General features: G+C 74.1%; 16 protein-coding genes and 1 pseudogene. 7 read left to right on the top strand and 10 right to left on the bottom strand.

From position 1 onward, the window contains the following. The first annotated feature begins 148 nt into the window (after positions 1-148). The 3 genes from ABZW03_RS23470 (at position 149) to ABZW03_RS23460 (ending at position 2,862) form a co-directional block, all read left to right on the top strand. Positions 149-565, top strand: coding sequence for a (2Fe-2S) ferredoxin domain-containing protein (locus ABZW03_RS23470; protein ID WP_355261541.1), 417 nt, complete (start codon positions 149-151; stop codon positions 563-565). A 177-nt stretch (positions 566-742) separates the two neighbouring features. Then, the gene (locus tag ABZW03_RS23465) at positions 743-994 is read left to right on the top strand and encodes a hypothetical protein (protein WP_355261538.1); all 252 of its coding nucleotides are present in this window, start codon (positions 743-745) and stop codon (positions 992-994) included. Positions 995-1,194: 200 nt separating this feature from the next. Continuing rightward, the gene (locus tag ABZW03_RS23460; RefSeq protein ID WP_355261536.1) at positions 1,195-2,862 is read left to right on the top strand and encodes a metallophosphoesterase family protein; all 1,668 of its coding nucleotides are present in this window, start codon (positions 1,195-1,197) and stop codon (positions 2,860-2,862) included. Positions 2,863-2,904: 42 nt separating this feature from the next. On the opposite strand, the gene ABZW03_RS23455 is transcribed toward ABZW03_RS23460, so the two are convergent. Continuing rightward, positions 2,905-3,237 carry a YnfA family protein gene (locus tag ABZW03_RS23455; RefSeq protein WP_355261533.1) on the bottom strand — a complete coding sequence of 111 codons (333 nt, stop codon included), beginning with the start codon at positions 3,235-3,237 and terminating at the stop codon, positions 2,905-2,907. 58 nt (positions 3,238-3,295) lie between these two features. Beyond that, the gene (locus tag ABZW03_RS23450; protein WP_355261530.1) at positions 3,296-4,510 is read right to left on the bottom strand and encodes a pyridoxal phosphate-dependent aminotransferase; all 1,215 of its coding nucleotides are present in this window, start codon (positions 4,508-4,510) and stop codon (positions 3,296-3,298) included. Between the two features lie 97 nt (positions 4,511-4,607). On the opposite strand from ABZW03_RS23450, the pseudogene ABZW03_RS23445 reads away from it, so the two are divergent. Then, a pseudogene (locus ABZW03_RS23445) lies at positions 4,608-4,961 on the top strand (helix-turn-helix domain-containing protein); the annotation flags it as partial. A gap of 311 nt (positions 4,962-5,272) precedes the next feature. Beyond that, positions 5,273-6,073 (top strand): SGNH/GDSL hydrolase family protein, encoded by an 801-nt coding sequence (locus ABZW03_RS23440; protein WP_355261527.1) that lies wholly within the window; start codon positions 5,273-5,275, stop codon positions 6,071-6,073. A 6-nt stretch (positions 6,074-6,079) separates the two neighbouring features. Here the strand turns inward: ABZW03_RS23440 and ABZW03_RS23435 are convergent, their stop codons facing one another. Continuing rightward, positions 6,080-6,739, bottom strand: coding sequence for a GNAT family N-acetyltransferase (locus ABZW03_RS23435; RefSeq protein WP_355261524.1), 660 nt, complete (start codon positions 6,737-6,739; stop codon positions 6,080-6,082). A 130-nt stretch (positions 6,740-6,869) separates the two neighbouring features. Between ABZW03_RS23435 and ABZW03_RS23430 the strand changes: the two genes are divergently transcribed. Then, on the top strand, positions 6,870-7,814 hold the full coding sequence (locus ABZW03_RS23430) for a pentapeptide repeat-containing protein (protein WP_355261522.1): 945 nt from the start codon (positions 6,870-6,872) through the stop codon (positions 7,812-7,814). Between the two features lie 7 nt (positions 7,815-7,821). Here ABZW03_RS23430 and ABZW03_RS23425 read toward each other — a convergent pair whose 3' ends face one another. The 7 genes from ABZW03_RS23425 to ABZW03_RS23395 all read right to left on the bottom strand — a co-directional run bounded on the left by ABZW03_RS23425 (position 7,822) and on the right by ABZW03_RS23395 (position 12,234). Then, complete coding sequence (locus tag ABZW03_RS23425) at positions 7,822-8,382, bottom strand: DinB family protein (protein ID WP_355261520.1); 561 nt, start codon at positions 8,380-8,382, stop codon at positions 7,822-7,824. 177 nt (positions 8,383-8,559) lie between these two features. Then, complete coding sequence (locus ABZW03_RS23420) at positions 8,560-8,871, bottom strand: hypothetical protein (RefSeq protein ID WP_355261517.1); 312 nt, start codon at positions 8,869-8,871, stop codon at positions 8,560-8,562. Continuing rightward, entirely contained in the window at positions 8,868-9,206 is a 339-nt protein-coding gene (locus ABZW03_RS23415) for a hypothetical protein (protein ID WP_355261514.1), read from the bottom strand. The genes ABZW03_RS23420 and ABZW03_RS23415 overlap by 4 nt, the downstream gene beginning before the upstream one ends. A gap of 141 nt (positions 9,207-9,347) precedes the next feature. After that, on the bottom strand, positions 9,348-10,082 hold the full coding sequence (locus ABZW03_RS23410; RefSeq protein WP_355261511.1) for a tyrosine-protein phosphatase: 735 nt from the start codon (positions 10,080-10,082) through the stop codon (positions 9,348-9,350). A 40-nt stretch (positions 10,083-10,122) separates the two neighbouring features. After that, positions 10,123-10,776, bottom strand: a complete 654-nt coding sequence (locus ABZW03_RS23405) for a TetR family transcriptional regulator (protein ID WP_355261544.1) — start codon at positions 10,774-10,776, stop codon at positions 10,123-10,125. A gap of 99 nt (positions 10,777-10,875) precedes the next feature. After that, positions 10,876-11,268: a hypothetical protein gene (locus tag ABZW03_RS23400; RefSeq protein WP_355261508.1), complete on the bottom strand. Its 393-nt coding sequence runs from the start codon at positions 11,266-11,268 to the stop codon at positions 10,876-10,878. Between the two features lie 66 nt (positions 11,269-11,334). Beyond that, a complete protein-coding gene (locus ABZW03_RS23395) occupies positions 11,335-12,234 on the bottom strand; it encodes an aminoglycoside phosphotransferase family protein (RefSeq protein WP_355261505.1) in 900 nt (299 codons plus the stop codon). Between the two features lie 247 nt (positions 12,235-12,481). On the opposite strand from ABZW03_RS23395, the gene ABZW03_RS23390 reads away from it, so the two are divergent. Beyond that, positions 12,482-14,965, top strand: coding sequence for a Tex family protein (locus ABZW03_RS23390; RefSeq protein WP_355261502.1), 2,484 nt, complete (start codon positions 12,482-12,484; stop codon positions 14,963-14,965). Positions 14,966-15,078: the final 113 nt, after the last annotated feature.

Below are 15,078 nucleotides of genomic sequence, written 5' to 3'. Positions count from 1 at the left end.
GGGCCCGTGCCCCGGTGCGCCCCCCGCCCCGGGGCGGGCCGCGGCCGGCCGCTCCCCTTCCCCGCCCGCACGGTGCCGCAGGGGTGACAGGTACAGTGCGGAGGCCGGTGCGCAGGGCGCCGCCGACCAGGAGGGGTCAGGAGAACCGATGAGCCGCCGAGACCGCGACGGTGTCCGGGACCGCAAGCGGGGCGCCGGCGCCCCCGTGACCGTCACGGTCTGCCGGGGCTGCTGCTGCGGCACCGAGGCCAAGCACCCCGGGGTCGACCACGCGGGCCAGTACGAGCGGCTGCGGACGGCGGTGGGCTCGGCGGGCCGGGTCCGGGCGGTCACCTGCCTGGACGTGTGCACCCAGTCCAACGTGGTGGTGGTCGGCCCCTCCGCCGAGGGCCGGGCGGCGGGCGGCAGGCCGGTCTGGCTGGGCTTCGTGCTGATGGACGAGATGATCGACGACATCGCCGAGTGGGTGCGCGCGGGCGGTCCGGGCCTCGCCGATCCGCCCGGAATGCTCGACCTCCAGCTGATCTCGGTCTCCCGGCGGGTCCGCGAGGGCCTGCCCGAGTGAGGCCTGCCCCGGCCGTTCAGACTGATCGTCAGATCGTATCGGTCGGGGGTGGTCCGCGGCCCGCACCACTACGATGACCGGTGGCATCGGGCCCTTCCGGACGGTGCCGAGTCGTCCCCGGCGGTGCCGAGCCGTCCAGGGCGGCACCGAGCCGTTTCCGCGCGAGGGAGGAAGCCGATGACGACGGTCTGCCGCATCTGCGCGGGCACCGGCCGGACCGCCGGCCTCAGCTGCCGCACCTGCCAGGGCACCGGCACCACCGAGGTGGGCGGCGGGGGCGGCAACTGCTTCCTCTGCGACGGCACCGGGGTGTACGTGCGCTACCGGGTGGACGCGACCGGCGCCAAGCACGCCTACCGGGACGAGATCTGCCGCACCTGCGACGGCACCGGCAACCGGGCCGCCACCCACTGGGACGAGCCCGCCTGACCCCTCCGGCCGCCGCCCCGTCGGCGTGGACGCCCGGTCAGACCGAGGGGCGGGTGGGGGCCATGATGCGGCGTCCGGACGGTGCGGACACGTCCTTTGCCGAACCATGGTCGAACAATTGCGTTCGAATGACCGGTACGCTGCGACCCGTTCACCCGGCGTCCGTGCGCGATCAACGCGTCGCTGGAAGAGTCCCGCGCATGGATATCCCCAACATGGGCGTGCCGGCCGAGCTCGCCGACCGCATGAGCATGGCCGAGCAGCACGAGTACCTGCGGGCCCGCTTCTCCCGCCGCCGGATGCTGCGCGCCGGTGCCGTGACCGTGGGCGCCGTCGCCGTCGGCGGCGCGCTGGGCGGCGGGACGGCCTTCGCCGCCCCGGCCGGCCCGCAGCTGCTGACCGGCGGCGCGACCGACGGCATCGACGGCTCGCTGGTCGCCCCGATCGGCCGTCACCTCCAGTTCGGCCCCGAACCGGACACCCAGTTCCGCGTCTCCTGGCAGGTGCCGGCCCCGGTGAAGAAGCCGTTCCTGCGCTTCGGCAAGCACCCGTGGGAGCTGAGCCACAAGGTCCAGGCCGAGGTCCGCGCCCTGCACACCCCGGCGCTGACCCCGAACGGCCAGCCGGTGGACCAGTACTACCTGCACGTGGCGCTGGAGGACCTGCACCCCGACACCACCTACTACTACGGTGTCGGCCACGAGGGCTTCGACCCGGCCTCGCAGCAGAAGATCTCCACCCTGCACACCTTCCGCACCGCGCCCGCCCGCGACCACCGCTGGGGCAAGGTGTACGAGCCGTTCACCTTCACCGCCTTCGGCGACCAGGGCGTCAGCGCGCACGCGGCCGGCAACGACCACGTCATCAAGGCCCAGAACCCGGCCTTCCACCTGCACGCCGGCGACATCTGCTACGCCGACCCGGCCGGTTCCGGCACCGACCCGGACAAGTCCGTCTTCAACGCGAAGACCTGGGACGACTTCCTGGTGCAGACCGAGACGGTCGCCGCCGAGGTCCCGTGGATGGTCGCCTACGGCAACCACGACATCGAGGCCTGGTACTCGCCGAACGGCTACGGCGGCGAGAACGCCCGCTTCTTCCTGCCGGACAACGGCCCGGACCCGCGCGCCGTCCCCGGCGTCTACACCTTCCGCTACAAGAACGTCGGCGTGGTCTCGCTGGACGCCAACGACGTCTCCTACGAGATCCCGGCCAACCTGGGCATCTCGGCGAACCGGCAGACCAGGTGGCTGGAGCGCACCCTCAAGGACCTGCGGAACGACGAGACGATCGACTTCGTCGTGGTCTTCTTCCACCACTGCGCCTTCTCCACCACCGTGGCGCACGCCTCCGAGGGCGGGGTCCGCGAGGCCTGGGTGCCGCTGTTCGAGAAGTACCGGGTGGACCTGGTCATCAACGGCCACAACCACATCTACGAGCGCACCGACGCGATCCTCGGCAACAAGGTCTCGAAGCAGGTGCCGAGCGGCGCCACCATCGAGCCGGCCAAGGACGGCGTGGTCTACGTCACCGCGGGTGCGGCTGGCCGCAGCCTGTACAAGTTCGACGTGCCGGACACCTACGAGGGGCACGAGAACCACCAGGACGAGGTCAAGACCTACTACTGGAGCAAGGGCCGGGTGAAGACCCCCGAGACCATCCAGTGGTCGCGGGTGCGCTACACCGGCTACTCCTTCATCAAGGTCGACGTCACCCCGAAGCACCTGGGCCAGAAGTCGGTCATGAAGGTCACCGCGCTGGCCGAGGACGGCACGCAGATCGACAACTACACGATCCTGCGGACGGTCGGCGAGGGCTGGGACTCGGACCACGACGACGACGGCCAGGGCGGCGGCTGGGGCTGGTAGCCCCGGCCCTCCGAGCCCGACCGGGGCCCCGGTGCCGACAGTTCAGCGCCGGGGCCCGTACATGATGACGGCGACCCCGGCCAGGCAGATCAGCGCGCCCAGCACGTCGTAGCGGGTCGGCCGGAAGCCGTCCACCGCCATGCCCCACAGCAGCGAGCCGGCCACGAACACCCCGCCGTACGCGGCCAGCACCCGGCCGAAGTGGGCGTCCGGCTGCAGGGCCGCGACGAAGCCGTACGCGCCGAGCACCACCACGCCCACGCCGGCCAGCCACCACGGCCGTTGCTCGCGCACGCTCTGCCAGACCAGCCAGCAGCCGCCGATCTCGGCGAGCGCGGCGAGGGCGAACAGGGCGACGGAGCGCAGGACGGTCATGGCTGCTCAGCGTACGGCGTGTCGCGCGGTCGGCCCTGGCGGTACGTCGCGCGGGCCGTCAGCCCTGGCGGTACGTCGCCAGGAAGCGGCCGATCCGGTTGATCGCCGTCTCCAGGTCGTCGGCCCGGGGCAGGGTGACGAAGCGGAAGTGGTCCGGGCGGGGCCAGTTGAAGCCGGTGCCCTGGACGACGTGGATCTTCTCGCGCAGCAGCAGGTCCAGCACGAAGCGCTCGTCGTCGACGATCCGGTGGACGGCCGGGTCGAGCCTGGCGAAGGCGTACAGCGCGCCCTTGGGCTTGACGCAGCTGACGCCGGGGATCTCGTTGAGCGCCTTGACCGCGATGTCGCGCTGCTCGGTGAGCCGGCCGCCGGGCAGCACCAGGTCGTTGATGGACTGGTGGCCGCCGAGCGCCGCCTGCACGGCGTACTGGGCGGGCACGTTGGGGCACAGCCGCATGCCGGAGAGCATGGTCAGGCCCTCCAGGTAGTCGGTGGCGTGCTGCTTGGGGCCGGTGACGACCAGCCAGCCGCTGCGGAAGCCGGCCACCCGGTAGGACTTGGAGAGGCCGTTGAAGGTCAGGGTCAGCACGTCGTCGGCGAGCGCGGCCAGGCAGTGGTGCTCGGCGTCGTCGTAGAGGATCTTGTCGTAGATCTCGTCGGCCAGCACCATCAGGTGGTGGCGGCGGGCCAGGTCGAGGATGCCCTCCAGCAGCTCCTTCGGGTAGACGGCGCCGGTGGGGTTGTTGGGGTTGATGACGACGATCGCCTTGGTGCGGGCGGTGATCTTGGCGGCGATGTCGTCGAGGGCCGGGTACCAGTCGGCCTCCTCGTCGCACAGGTAGTGCACGGCCTTGCCGCCGGCCAGCCGCACCGCGGCCGTCCAGAGCGGGTAGTCGGGCATCGGGACGAGCACCTCGTCGCCGTCGTCGACCAGCGCGGTGACGGCCATCTGGATCAGCTCGGAGACGCCGTTGCCGAGGTAGACGTCGTTGACGGTGACGCCCTCCACCCCGCGCTGCTGGTAGTACTGCACCACCGCGCGGCGGGCCGGCAGGATGCCGCGCGAGTCGCTGTAGCCGTGCGCCTTGGGCAGGTTGCGGATGATGTCCTGGACGATCTCCTCGGGTGCCTCGAAGCCGAACGGGGCCGGGTTGCCGGTGTTCAGCCGCAGCACGCTGTGCCCGGCCTCCTCCAGGGCGTTGGCCTGGTCGACCACCGGGCCGCGGATCTCGTAGCACACGTCATTCAGCTTGCTGGACTGCCGAAACTCCATCTGCGGCCTCCCGACCGTCACCACCGCTCCGTTGCTTCAGCTTTGTTCTACCAAGTGTGTACTTGGAAAGTCCAACCTCTTGGCTATGCTGATCCACATGTCACGCCGAAGCTACGACCAGTACTGCGCCGTCGCCCGCGCCCTGGACGCGGTGGGGGAGCGCTGGAGCCTCCTGATCGTCCGTGAGCTCCTCGGTGGCCCGCGCCGCTACACCGACCTGCACGCCGACCTGCCCGGCGTCTCCACCGACATCCTGGCCGCCCGGCTCAAGCAGCTGGAGGGCGACGGGCTGGTCGTCCGCCGCCGGCTGGAACGGCCCGCCAACGCGATGGTCTACGAGCTGACCGGGCGCGGCCGCGAACTGCGGCCGGTGGTCGAGGCGTTGGGGGAGTGGGGCCTGGCCGCCCTCGGCGAGCAGCGGCCCACGGACGCCGTGCGCGAGCACTGGTTCACGCCGCGGAAGGCGGGGGAGGGCACGGCGGTCGCGGTCGGCTGACCGCGGCGGCTGCGGTGTGCCCGGCGGCGGCGTGCGCGGCCTTGGCCGGGGCCGGCCCGGCGGTGGCCGGTGCGGCGTTGGCCGGGGCGGCGGCAAGGCCCCCGTCGCCGACCGCCGCCCCGTGTCCTCAGGATGGCCCGGACCGATAAACGAACACTGGACGGGTGATGAGCGCCGGGGCCCGCCGTCGCCCCGGGCGGGCACACACGTACGATCGTCGGATCGCGAAGCCCGTCGCGGGAGACCAGGAGAGCGGAGGCCAGCCCGTGCCCACCCCCTACCGCAGCTACGTCAGCTACGTCGCCCTCGGTGACTCCTTCACCGAGGGCATGTGCGACGACCTGCTGCCCGACGGCCACTACCGGGGCTGGGCCGACCGGGTCGCCTCGGCGCTGGCCGCCGAGCGGGCTGGCGGGGAGTCTGCGGACACCGGCTTCCGGTACGCCAACCTCGCCGTCCGCGGCAAGCTGATCGGCCAGATCCACGACGAGCAGCTCGCCCCCGCCGTCGCGATGGGCGCCGAGCTGGTCACCCTGGCCGGCGGCTTCAACGACGTGCTGCGCCCCGGCTGCGACATCGGCGCGGTGGAGCGGCAGCTCGGCCGCTGCGCCGCCGAGCTGCGCGCCACCGGCGCCACCGTCGTGCTGTTCACCAGCACCGACCCCACCCGCCGCCTGGCGGGCAGCGCCCGGCTGCTGCCCGCCATCCTGCGGATGAAGGCCTTCGTCCAGGAGCTGGGCCGGCAGGACGGCTTCGCCGTGGTCGACCTGTTCTCCGCGCCCTGCTTCGACGACCGCCGGCTGTGGGCCGAGGACCGTCTGCACCTCTCGCCCGAGGGCCACTGCCGGGTCGCCGAGGGCGTCCTGGAGGCGCTCGGCCGCCCCGCGGCCTTCGACTGGCGCGCCCCGCTGCCCGCCGCCGCCCCGGCCGGCCGCGCCGAGCGGCTGCGCGCGGACGCCCGTTGGCTGGGCGCCCACCTCGGCCCGTGGATCGGCCGCCGCCTCACCGGCCGCTCCTCCGGCGACGGCCGCCCGGCGAAGCGGCCGGAGCTGCTGCCGTACCGCTGAGCGCCGCTAGCGCGCGTGGACGCCCGGCGCGTCGAGGACCAGGCTTGCCATGGGGGCGTGGGTGGTCCAGCCGAGCGCGGTGTAGAGCGCCTGCCCCTCCGGCGTGCCGACCAGCACGCCGGTGCGCGCGCCCCGCTCGTACGCGGCGGACTGGAGCGTGCGCATCACCAGGGCGCCCAGGCCCCGGCGGCGGTGCTCGGGCACGGTGGTGATCTGGTCCGGTACGGCCACCGGGCCGGCCAGGCCCGCCTGGCCGCGGGCCGCGAGGTGCCCGGCCCCGGTGCGCACCAGTGCCCGGAGCACCCCGCCCCGCTCCCAGGTGGTCACGGTGTACCCGGCCGGGGCCCCGGGCCGCTCGGCCGTGAGCGGGACGCTCATCAGGAAGCCCGGCGCGTCCAGGTGCCACCGCTCGTCCAGCCAGGGGCGCACGGTCGCGTCCTCGGCGAACAGCTTCAGCCAGGTGGTCGGCGCGGTGATCGTCTCGGCGAGCTTGCGGACCTCGGCCTCGGTCGGCTCGGGCAGCACGTGCCGGCCCACCTCGCCGACCGGCGCGCCGACGTCGATGCTCCAGCCCCAGGGCTGCTCGACGGGCTCGGCGGAGCCGCGCGAGACGGCCCAGCCCGAGATCCACATCCGGACCAGTTCCGTGACGTCCGGTTCCGGCATGCCGCCCACCCCCGCGTGTAATGGTCTCCAAGGCATTTCATAGCTTACCGACGCCGGGGGCCGTCCGGCCAGTAGGATTTCCGGGTTCACCGCGCCGCCTGGCGCCCCGCTGCTGGAAGGACCCCGGAACGTGCGCGAGACCGAGTCGCCGCAGGACCCCACGGCGGCCGCGCCGACCCCGCTCGAGTCCGACTGCGGCAGCTGCTTCGGGCTCTGCTGCGTCGCCCTGCCGTTCGCCGCGGGCAGCGACTTCGCCATGAACAAGGCGGCCGGCAGCGCCTGCCACAACCTGCAGACCGACTTCAGCTGCGGCATCCACGCCCAGCTGCGCGACCGGGGCTTCCAGGGCTGCACCGTCTACGACTGCTTCGGCGCCGGGCAGCGGGTCTCCCAGGTGACCTTCGGCGGCCGCAGCTGGCGCGAGGAGCCGGACACCGCCAAGCCGATGTTCGACGTCTTCCCGGTCGTGCGGCAGCTGCACGAACTGCTCCGGTACCTCACCGAGGCGATCGGCTTCACCGCCGCCGGCCCCCTCCACGACGAGCTGCGGCAGGCGCTGGCGGAGACCGACCGGCTGGCCGGCGGCACCCCCGAGGAGATCCTCGCCGTCGACGTCCCGGCCCACCGGCAGCGGGTCAGCGAGCTGCTGCTGCGGGCCGGCGAACTGGTCCGCGCCGCCGTCCCGCGCCGCCGCGAACTCCGGGGCGCCGACCTCTTCGGCGCCCGCCTGCGCGGCGCCGACCTGCGCGGGGCCAACCTGCGCGGCGCGCTGCTCGTCGCGGCCGACCTCGTCGGCGCGGACCTGCGCCTCGCCGACCTGGTCGGCGCCGACCTGCGGGACGCCGACCTGACCGGCGCGGACCTCACCACGGCCCTCTTCCTCACCCAGGCCCAGCTCAACGCCGCCCGCGGCGACGCCACCACCCGCCTTCCGGACGCCCTCACCCGGCCCACCCACTGGCCGGAGAAGGCCCCGGCGGCCGGGGCCCGTCCTGGCCGGGGCGGAGCCGGTCCCCGCGCCGGCCACTCCGGCAAGGGCGGCGGCCGGCCCGCCCGGGGCGGCCGCCGCCGGTAGCCGTCCGTTACTGGCCCACCCGGCCGTCGACGCACTCGCGCAGCAGGTCGGCGTGGCCGCAGTGGCGGGCGTACTCCTCGATCCGGTGCACCAGCAGCTCCCGGACCGCGATCCGGTCCTTCCCGATCCGCTCGCCCAGGTCCCGGTAGCCGTCCAACGCGGCGTCCAGCGCGGCCTGTTCGCGCTCCAGGTCGCGGAAAGCCGCGTCCACCACGGCCTGCTCGCCGACGGCCTCGTCGAAGTCCGCGTCCCGCCCGCCGTACAGCCTGGGCAGCGGCTCGGCGTCGGTGATCCAGTTCCGCCGGTCCCGCTCCACCTCGGCCAGGTGCCGGACCAGCCCGAGCAGCGACATCGTCGACGGCGGCACCGAGCGGCGGGCCAGCTGCTCCGGGGTCAGGCCGTCGCACTTCATCCGCAGGGTCAGCCGGTAGTTCGTCAGGTAGTCCTGGAGCGTGGCGAGTTCGCCCTCCGGTCCGGGGCCGTCGTGGTCGCGCGGGTCGTTCTCGGGGTCGGCCCACATGTCGGGGTGGACGGTGGCCTCGGTCCATCGCGCGGGTTGATCGATCATGCCGTGCATCGTCGTCCGTGGCCGATCCTCCGCGCCACGGTCTATCGCGCCTCCGACTCCCGGAGCAACCGGTCACCCGCCGCGCCGAAGGCGGCCCGGAGGACGGCGGCGGTCCTGGGCTGCTCCGGCGCTGCTGTCCGCCTCGCCGCTCATCACGACCCGGGGTGGAGCGGGTCCTCAGGCACCACTGCGGCGATCCGCACGGTCGGGGGCCAGGGCGGTCCGGGGGGCGAACGCGTGCACGACGTTCACAGCCGGGCGACCGGCTGCCGGGTCCCCCTCGATGCGGGTCGAGTAGAGCTCGACCCGCTGCGGGCCTTCGGTGACTGTGCGGATGTGGCGACCGAGCCGGGGTCGGCGTTCGAGTTCGGCGCGCAGCGCCTCCAGGGCCTCGGTGACGTCGAGTTCCTTGGCCCGCAGGGCGGCGCGATCGGTGACGGCCGCGACTGCCGGGCCGACCGGATCGCCCTGGTCGTGCGGCTCGCTCACTCGGTGCCCTGCCGGATCAGCAGGTCGTCCACGGCCTCGTTCACGGCGTCGGTCGCCTCGCGATCGGCCGCGAGCAGCACCCGGCCCCGGTAGGCGGCGACGATCTCGGCGACCGTGACCAGGTCGACCACCTTGCCGACCTCCCCCACCTGGCCGAGCTGGTCGACCGGTACCCGGCGGAGCAACTGCTCGGCGAGCTCGGCGTCCAAGCGCTGCGCGTCGCCGGGGTAGCCGTGTCCGGCCCGTAGCGCGGCCCGCAGTTCCTGAACCGTGTCCATCGGCGGCAGGCCCAAGCGGCCCCCGCCGTGCCCGTGTTCGGTGGGCTGGGCGGTCATGTCCCACCAACCCCTTCCTCGTCGGCTCACCCGGCGCCGGGGCCGGGCCCTGTGCTGCCTACGGTAGCCGCCTCGGGCCGGTTCGTGGCCCCGCACCTGGCGATGTGCTAGGGGCGGGGGCCGTCGGTCAGGGGGTGCGGCTCAGTCGGTCAGCAGCCGGGCGCGCAGGGTGTCGATCTGGGCGCGGTCGATGCCGAGGGTGCTGGTGAGGTAGGCCTCGACCGAGCCGTGGCGGGCGGCGAGGTCGGCGAGGGCGAGCCGGATGACGGTCTCCGGGGCGCGTCCGTAGCCGGGCCAGCGCAGGGTGCGGCCGGGGTGGGCGGCGTGCCATTCGGCGAGGAGGTGCGGGGTGGCGAGCTCGGTGAGGGCGAAGTCGGCGGCGATGTCGTCCTCGCCGACGCCGAGCAGGGTGTGCAGCAGGGCGCCGATCAGGCCGGTGCGGTCCTTGCCGGAGGCGCAGTGGAAGACCACCGGGGCCTCGGCGGCCGTGATCACGTCCAGGGCCTGGCGGATCTCCTTCACCCCGTCCTCGGCGACCTCGGCGAAGCGGTCGGCGAGGTAGCGCCAGGGGTCGAGCTCCGGGTCGATCTCGGCCTGGTCGTACGGGCGGTGCTCGATCGAGAGGTTGTGGTACTCCAGGCCCTCGAACTCGGGCACCCGGCCCTTGGCGGCGATCTCCCAGGGGTAGCGCAGGTCGATGACCGTCCGCACCCCGAGGGCCCGGAGCCGGTCGAGGTCCTCGGGGGAGCGGAGCTTGCCGAGCGAGTCGGAGCGGTAGACCAGCCCCCACCGGACGGACCGCCCGCCGGCGGCCGGGTAGCCGCCCAGGTCGCGGAAGTTGTGCAGGGCATCGAAGGAGAGGTGACGCGTTGTCATGCGCGCACTCTAGCCAGCGGGGTACCGGGGCCGACGGCCGCTACCCGGCGGCCGGGCCGTAGCCGTGGGCGAGCAGCTCGAAGGCGCGGGTGGCGTCCTCGGCGGCCTCGGCGTGCAGGTCGTCGGCGGTGCGGCCGTCCTGGACGCGGCGCCAGTTGTGCAGGGCGAGGACCCGCTGGGTGGCGGTGACCTGGGCCGCGAGCAGCACGGCGGTGAGCTCGCGGGGCTCGGGGAGATCGGGGAGGTCGGCGGCCTCGCGCAGGGCGTCGGCCAGCGACCGCTCGGCGCGGGCCACGTACTCGCCGACCCGGGCGGCCAGGCTGGGGGTGCCGTAGACCAGGGCGGTGAAGGCGAGGACGGCCGGGTGGTCGTTGAGGCCGGTGACCGGGTCGCGCCGGGCGAGGCCCGCCAGGAAGTCCCGCAGCAGCGCGTCCAGCACCGGCTCGCCGGGCAGCCGGCCGCGGACCACCTCGGCGGCCTGCTCCTGGTGGTCGGCGAAGCGGTGGACGACCAGGTCCTCCTTGCTGGGGAAGTAGGAGAACAGCGTCGGCTTGGACACCTCGGCGGCCGCCGCGACGTCCGCCACCGACACCCGGTCGAAGCCGTGCTCCAGGAAGAGCCCGATGGCCGCTTCCGAGATGGCCCGCCGGGTCCGCTCCTTCTTCCGCTCCCGCAGTCCGCTCATGCCGGACAGGCTAACAGCGCGGATTGACCGGGGCAGGTTTCTGACCCGGTCGCCCGGCTGGCGTGTCGCGCCGGACGCCCGGACCGGCGCGGCCTGCGGCACGTCCGACTACTCTGACTGCTCCGACGGCTGGAAGGCCGCCCCCTCCTCCTGTCGGAAGTCCGCCCCCACGGCTTCGAGGTACGCGCCGAAGGCCGCCCCCAGGTCGGAGACGTGCAGGTCGACGACGACCTCCTCGCCCTCCCAGCGGCCGCGCTCCTCGATCCCGAGGCCGATCAACGCCAGATCGCCGGCCCACTCCCGCAGCTGGTACTCCTCACGCGTCTCCTCGCCGAGCTCGTCTCCCGATTCGTCACGCTCCCAGGCGTCCACCGCGGCCTGGGCCACGGCCCTGGGCAGCCGCAGGGTGACCAGGTCGACCTGGAGGTGCACCTGCTTCCCGATCTCCGCCAGCACCTTCGAGTCCTCCCGGTACCGGGCGTACTCCTCCTGATCCACCATGCGGCGAGGCTACTCGCACCACCGCACCCGCCTCGACCGAATAACCCGACGGAGCCGCCCGGGCTCCTAGACGCTGCGGTCGGCGAGCACCTCGCGGACGACGTGGCGGGCGTTGGCGGTCAGGGCCTGGTCGGTGTGGCGGTAGTACGGGATCGTCACCAGGGCGATGGAGAACGCCCAGGCGCGGCCGCGGGCCCACATGGCCTCGTCCGCGCGCAGGGCGGCGCGGAAGGCCGGACGGGCGGCGGCGGGCAGCAGGTTCCAGGCCGGGATCAGGTCGGCGGTCGGGTCGCCGACGCCCATCAGGGCGAAGTCCAGGACGGCGGAGAGCCGGCCGGTGCGGGCGAGCAGCAGGTTGCCGGGGGTGAGGTCGCCGTGCTGCCAGACCGGCGGGCCGGCGTACTCGGGCAGGCGAAGTGCCTTGTCCCACAGGGCGGTTGCCGCCGCCGTGTCGATCGAGCCGGCGAGCTGGGCGATGGCCGCGCGGGTGGCGCCGTCCCGGGAGGCGAGCGGGACGCTGCGCTGGGCGGGCGGGGCGTCAGCCGGGTCGACGGCGCGCAGGGCGTTGACGAAGCCGGCCAGGTCGCGGGCCAGGCCCTCGGGCGCGGCCAGCGCCCCGACCGCCGGGTTGGCGCCGTCCAGCCAGTGCAGCACCGACCACTCCCACGGGTAGCCGGCGGCGGGCCGGCCGACCGCGAGCGGCGCCGGGACGGGCAGCGGCAGCCGCGGCGCCAGCCGGGACAGCCACTGCCGCTCCCGGCGCGGGCCCCCGGCGGCCCACTCCACCCGGGGCAGCCGGACGGCGAGTTCGGGCCCGAGGCGGAACATCGCGTTGTCCGCCCCGGGGGCCGGGACGGGGGTGACGGGGAGGCGCTCCCACTGCGGGAACTGGGCGGAGATCAGCCGCCGCACCAGGGCCGCGTCGACCACCGGTCCGTCGGGGTGCATCCGGGTGGCAGCGCACATGACCGCGAGCGTACAGCGTCGATCGTTTCCGTTCAGCGGGATTCCCGAACTGCGCACACCCGAAGGGCCGTTCGACGGCCGACCCCCGGCAGGGGCGGCGGCCGACCCGGCGCAGGAGCAGCGCCGCACCGGGCCAGGAGCAGCGCGCCACGCCCGGCCGCTGCGGGTGCGGCCGGGCGCCGTCGTCGGCACCTGCCAGAATGCAGGGCGTACGGCGTAAACACTGATGGAGAAGGTGACCGGCTTCGTGACCACGCCAGTCGAGCAGGGGGCCAGGCAGGCCCAGCAGGCGATCGAGCGGAAGATCGCGGAGGAACTGGGCGTCCGCGAGGGGCAGGTGAAGGCGGCTGTCGACCTGCTCGACGGCGGCGCGACCGTCCCCTTCGTGGCCCGCTACCGCAAGGAGGTCACCGGCTCCCTCGACGACGCCCAGCTGCGCGCCCTGGAGGAGCGGCTGCGCTACCTGCGCGAGCTGGAGGACCGCCGGGCGGCCGTCCTGGAGTCGATCGAGGCCCAGGGCAAGCTGGACGACGCGCTGCGCGCCCAGGTGCTCGCCGCCGACTCCAAGGCCCGGCTGGAGGACATCTACCTGCCGTTCAAGCCGAAGCGGCGCACCAAGGCGCAGATCGCCCGCGAGGCCGGCCTGGAGCCGCTGGCGGACACCCTGCTCGCCGACCCGGGCCAGGACCCGGCCGCGCTGGCCGCCCGGTACGTCAACGAGTCGGTCGCGGACGGCGCCGCCGCGCTGGAGGGCGCCCGGGCGATCCTGGTCGAGCGCTTCGGCGAGGACGCCGACCTGGTCGGCTCGCTGCGCGAGCGGATGTGGACCCGCGGTCGGCTGGTCGCGAAGGTCCGCGACGGCAAGGAGGGCGACGGCGCCAAGTTCGCCGACTACTTCGACTTCGCCGAGCCGTACACCAAGCTCCCCTCGCACCGCATCCTGGCGATGCTGCGCGGCGAGAAGGAGGAGGTGCTCGACCTCGAACTCTCCCCGTACGACGGCGAGTCCGAGGGCGACCTGCCCGGCGGGAACGACTACGAGCAGCGGATCGCGGCCCGCTTCGGCATCGCCGACCGCGGCCGCCCGGCCGACAAGTGGCTCGGCGACACCGTCCGCTGGGCCTGGCGCACCCGCGTCCTGGTCCGGCTCGGCATCGACCTGCGCGCCCGGCTGCGCGCCGAGGCCGAGGAGGAGGCGGTGCGGGTCTTCGCCGCCAACCTGCGCGACCTGCTGCTCGCCGCCCCGGCCGGCACCCGCGCCACCATGGGCCTGGACCCGGGCTTCCGCACCGGGGTGAAGGTCGCCGTGGTGGACGCCACCGGCAAGGTCGTCGCGTACGACACGATCTACCCGCACCAGCCCGCCAACAAGTGGGACGCGGCCCTGGCCACCCTGGCGGCGCTGGCGCGGAAGCACGACGTCGACCTGGTCGCGATCGGCAACGGCACCGCCTCCCGGGAGACCGACAAGCTCGCCGAGGACCTGCTCAAGCGCCACCCCGAGCTGAAGCTCACCAAGGCGATGGTCAGCGAGGCCGGCGCCTCGGTCTACTCGGCCTCCGCCTTCGCCTCGCAGGAGCTGCCGGACCTGGACGTGTCGATCCGCGGCGCGGTCTCGATCGCCCGCCGGCTCCAGGACCCGCTGGCCGAGCTGGTCAAGATCGACCCCAAGTCGATCGGCGTCGGCCAGTACCAGCACGACCTGAGCGAGGTGAAGCTCTCCCGCTCGCTGGACGCCGTGGTCGAGGACTGCGTCAACGCCGTCGGCGTGGACGTCAACACCGCCTCGGCGCCGCTGCTCACCAGGGTCTCCGGGATCACCGGCACGCTGGCCGACAACATCGTGGCCCACCGCGACGCCAACGGCCCGTTCCGCACCCGCAAGCAGCTCAAGGACGTCGCCCGGCTCGGCCCCAAGGCCTTCGAGCAGTGCGCCGGCTTCCTGCGCATCCCCGGCGGCGACGACCCGCTGGACGCCTCCAGCGTGCACCCGGAGGCCTACCCGGTGGTGCGCCGGATCCTGGCCGCGACCGGCGGGGAGCTGCGCGAGCTGATCGGCAACGGCGCCGCGCTGCGGGCACTGAGGCCCGCCGACTTCGCCGACGACACCTTCGGCGTCCCGACCGTCACCGACATCCTCGGCGAGCTGGACAAGCCGGGCCGCGACCCGCGCCCGGCCTTCCGCACCGCGACCTTCAAGGAGGGCGTCGACAAGATCGGCGACCTGGAGGTCGGCATGGTGCTGGAGGGCGTGGTCACCAACGTCGCCGCCTTCGGGGCCTTCGTGGACGTGGGCGTCCACCAGGACGGGCTGGTGCACGTCTCGGCGCTGTCGAAGAACTTCGTCAAGGACCCGCGCGAGGTGGTCAAACCCGGCGACATCGTCAAGGTCCGGGTGCTCTCGGTGGACGTGCCGCGCAAGCGGATCGGGCTGACCCTGCGGCTGGACGACGAGGTCGGGCGCGAGCGCGGCGGGGACCGGGGGGACCGCGGGGAGCGCGGCGACCGCCAGGCCCGCCCGCCGCGCCAGGAGCGCCGCGGTGGCGGCCAGGGCGGGGGCCAGGGCGGCGGTCAGGACCGGCGCGGGGGCGGCGGCCAGGGCGGACGCGACCGGGGCGGCTCCGGCGTCGGCGCCCCGGCCAACAGCGCCATGGCGGACGCGCTGCGCCGGGCCGGTCTGACCGGTGGCGGCGACGGCGGCTCGGGCGACCGGCGCTCCGGGCGGCGCTGACCGCGCGCGGACGGACCGACGGGTGCGATGATGGCCCCCGGCCTCACTAAGGGACCATGCTGTCATGATCAGTGTGGTTACCTGCCACCACATAGCGGACCGGCCGGGAGTTC

Origin of the sequence: Kitasatospora sp. NPDC004799 (assembly GCF_040609095.1) — a bacterium.
GTDB lineage: Bacteria > Actinomycetota > Actinomycetes > Streptomycetales > Streptomycetaceae > Kitasatospora.
The sequence above is the reverse complement of the archived record's forward strand: the minus strand, read 5'-3'. Positions and strand labels throughout refer to the sequence as shown.

Excerpts from the sequence above, each read along its gene's own strand:
- ABZW03_RS23470 (WP_355261541.1), top strand. The coding sequence starts at position 149 with ATGAGCCGCCGAGACCGCGACGGTGTCCGGGACCGCAAGCGGGGCGCC.
- ABZW03_RS23465 (WP_355261538.1), top strand. The coding sequence starts at position 743 with ATGACGACGGTCTGCCGCATCTGCGCGGGCACCGGCCGGACCGCCGGC.
- ABZW03_RS23460 (WP_355261536.1), top strand. The coding sequence starts at position 1,195 with ATGGATATCCCCAACATGGGCGTGCCGGCCGAGCTCGCCGACCGCATG.
- ABZW03_RS23455 (WP_355261533.1), bottom strand. The coding sequence starts at position 3,237 with ATGACCGTCCTGCGCTCCGTCGCCCTGTTCGCCCTCGCCGCGCTCGCC.
- ABZW03_RS23450 (WP_355261530.1), bottom strand. The coding sequence starts at position 4,510 with ATGGAGTTTCGGCAGTCCAGCAAGCTGAATGACGTGTGCTACGAGATC.
- ABZW03_RS23435 (WP_355261524.1), bottom strand. The coding sequence starts at position 6,739 with ATGCCGGAACCGGACGTCACGGAACTGGTCCGGATGTGGATCTCGGGC.
- ABZW03_RS23425 (WP_355261520.1), bottom strand. The coding sequence starts at position 8,382 with ATGATCGATCAACCCGCGCGATGGACCGAGGCCACCGTCCACCCCGAC.
- ABZW03_RS23415 (WP_355261514.1), bottom strand. The coding sequence starts at position 9,206 with ATGACCGCCCAGCCCACCGAACACGGGCACGGCGGGGGCCGCTTGGGC.
- ABZW03_RS23410 (WP_355261511.1), bottom strand. The coding sequence starts at position 10,082 with ATGACAACGCGTCACCTCTCCTTCGATGCCCTGCACAACTTCCGCGAC.
- ABZW03_RS23400 (WP_355261508.1), bottom strand. The coding sequence starts at position 11,268 with ATGGTGGATCAGGAGGAGTACGCCCGGTACCGGGAGGACTCGAAGGTG.
- ABZW03_RS23395 (WP_355261505.1), bottom strand. The coding sequence starts at position 12,234 with ATGTGCGCTGCCACCCGGATGCACCCCGACGGACCGGTGGTCGACGCG.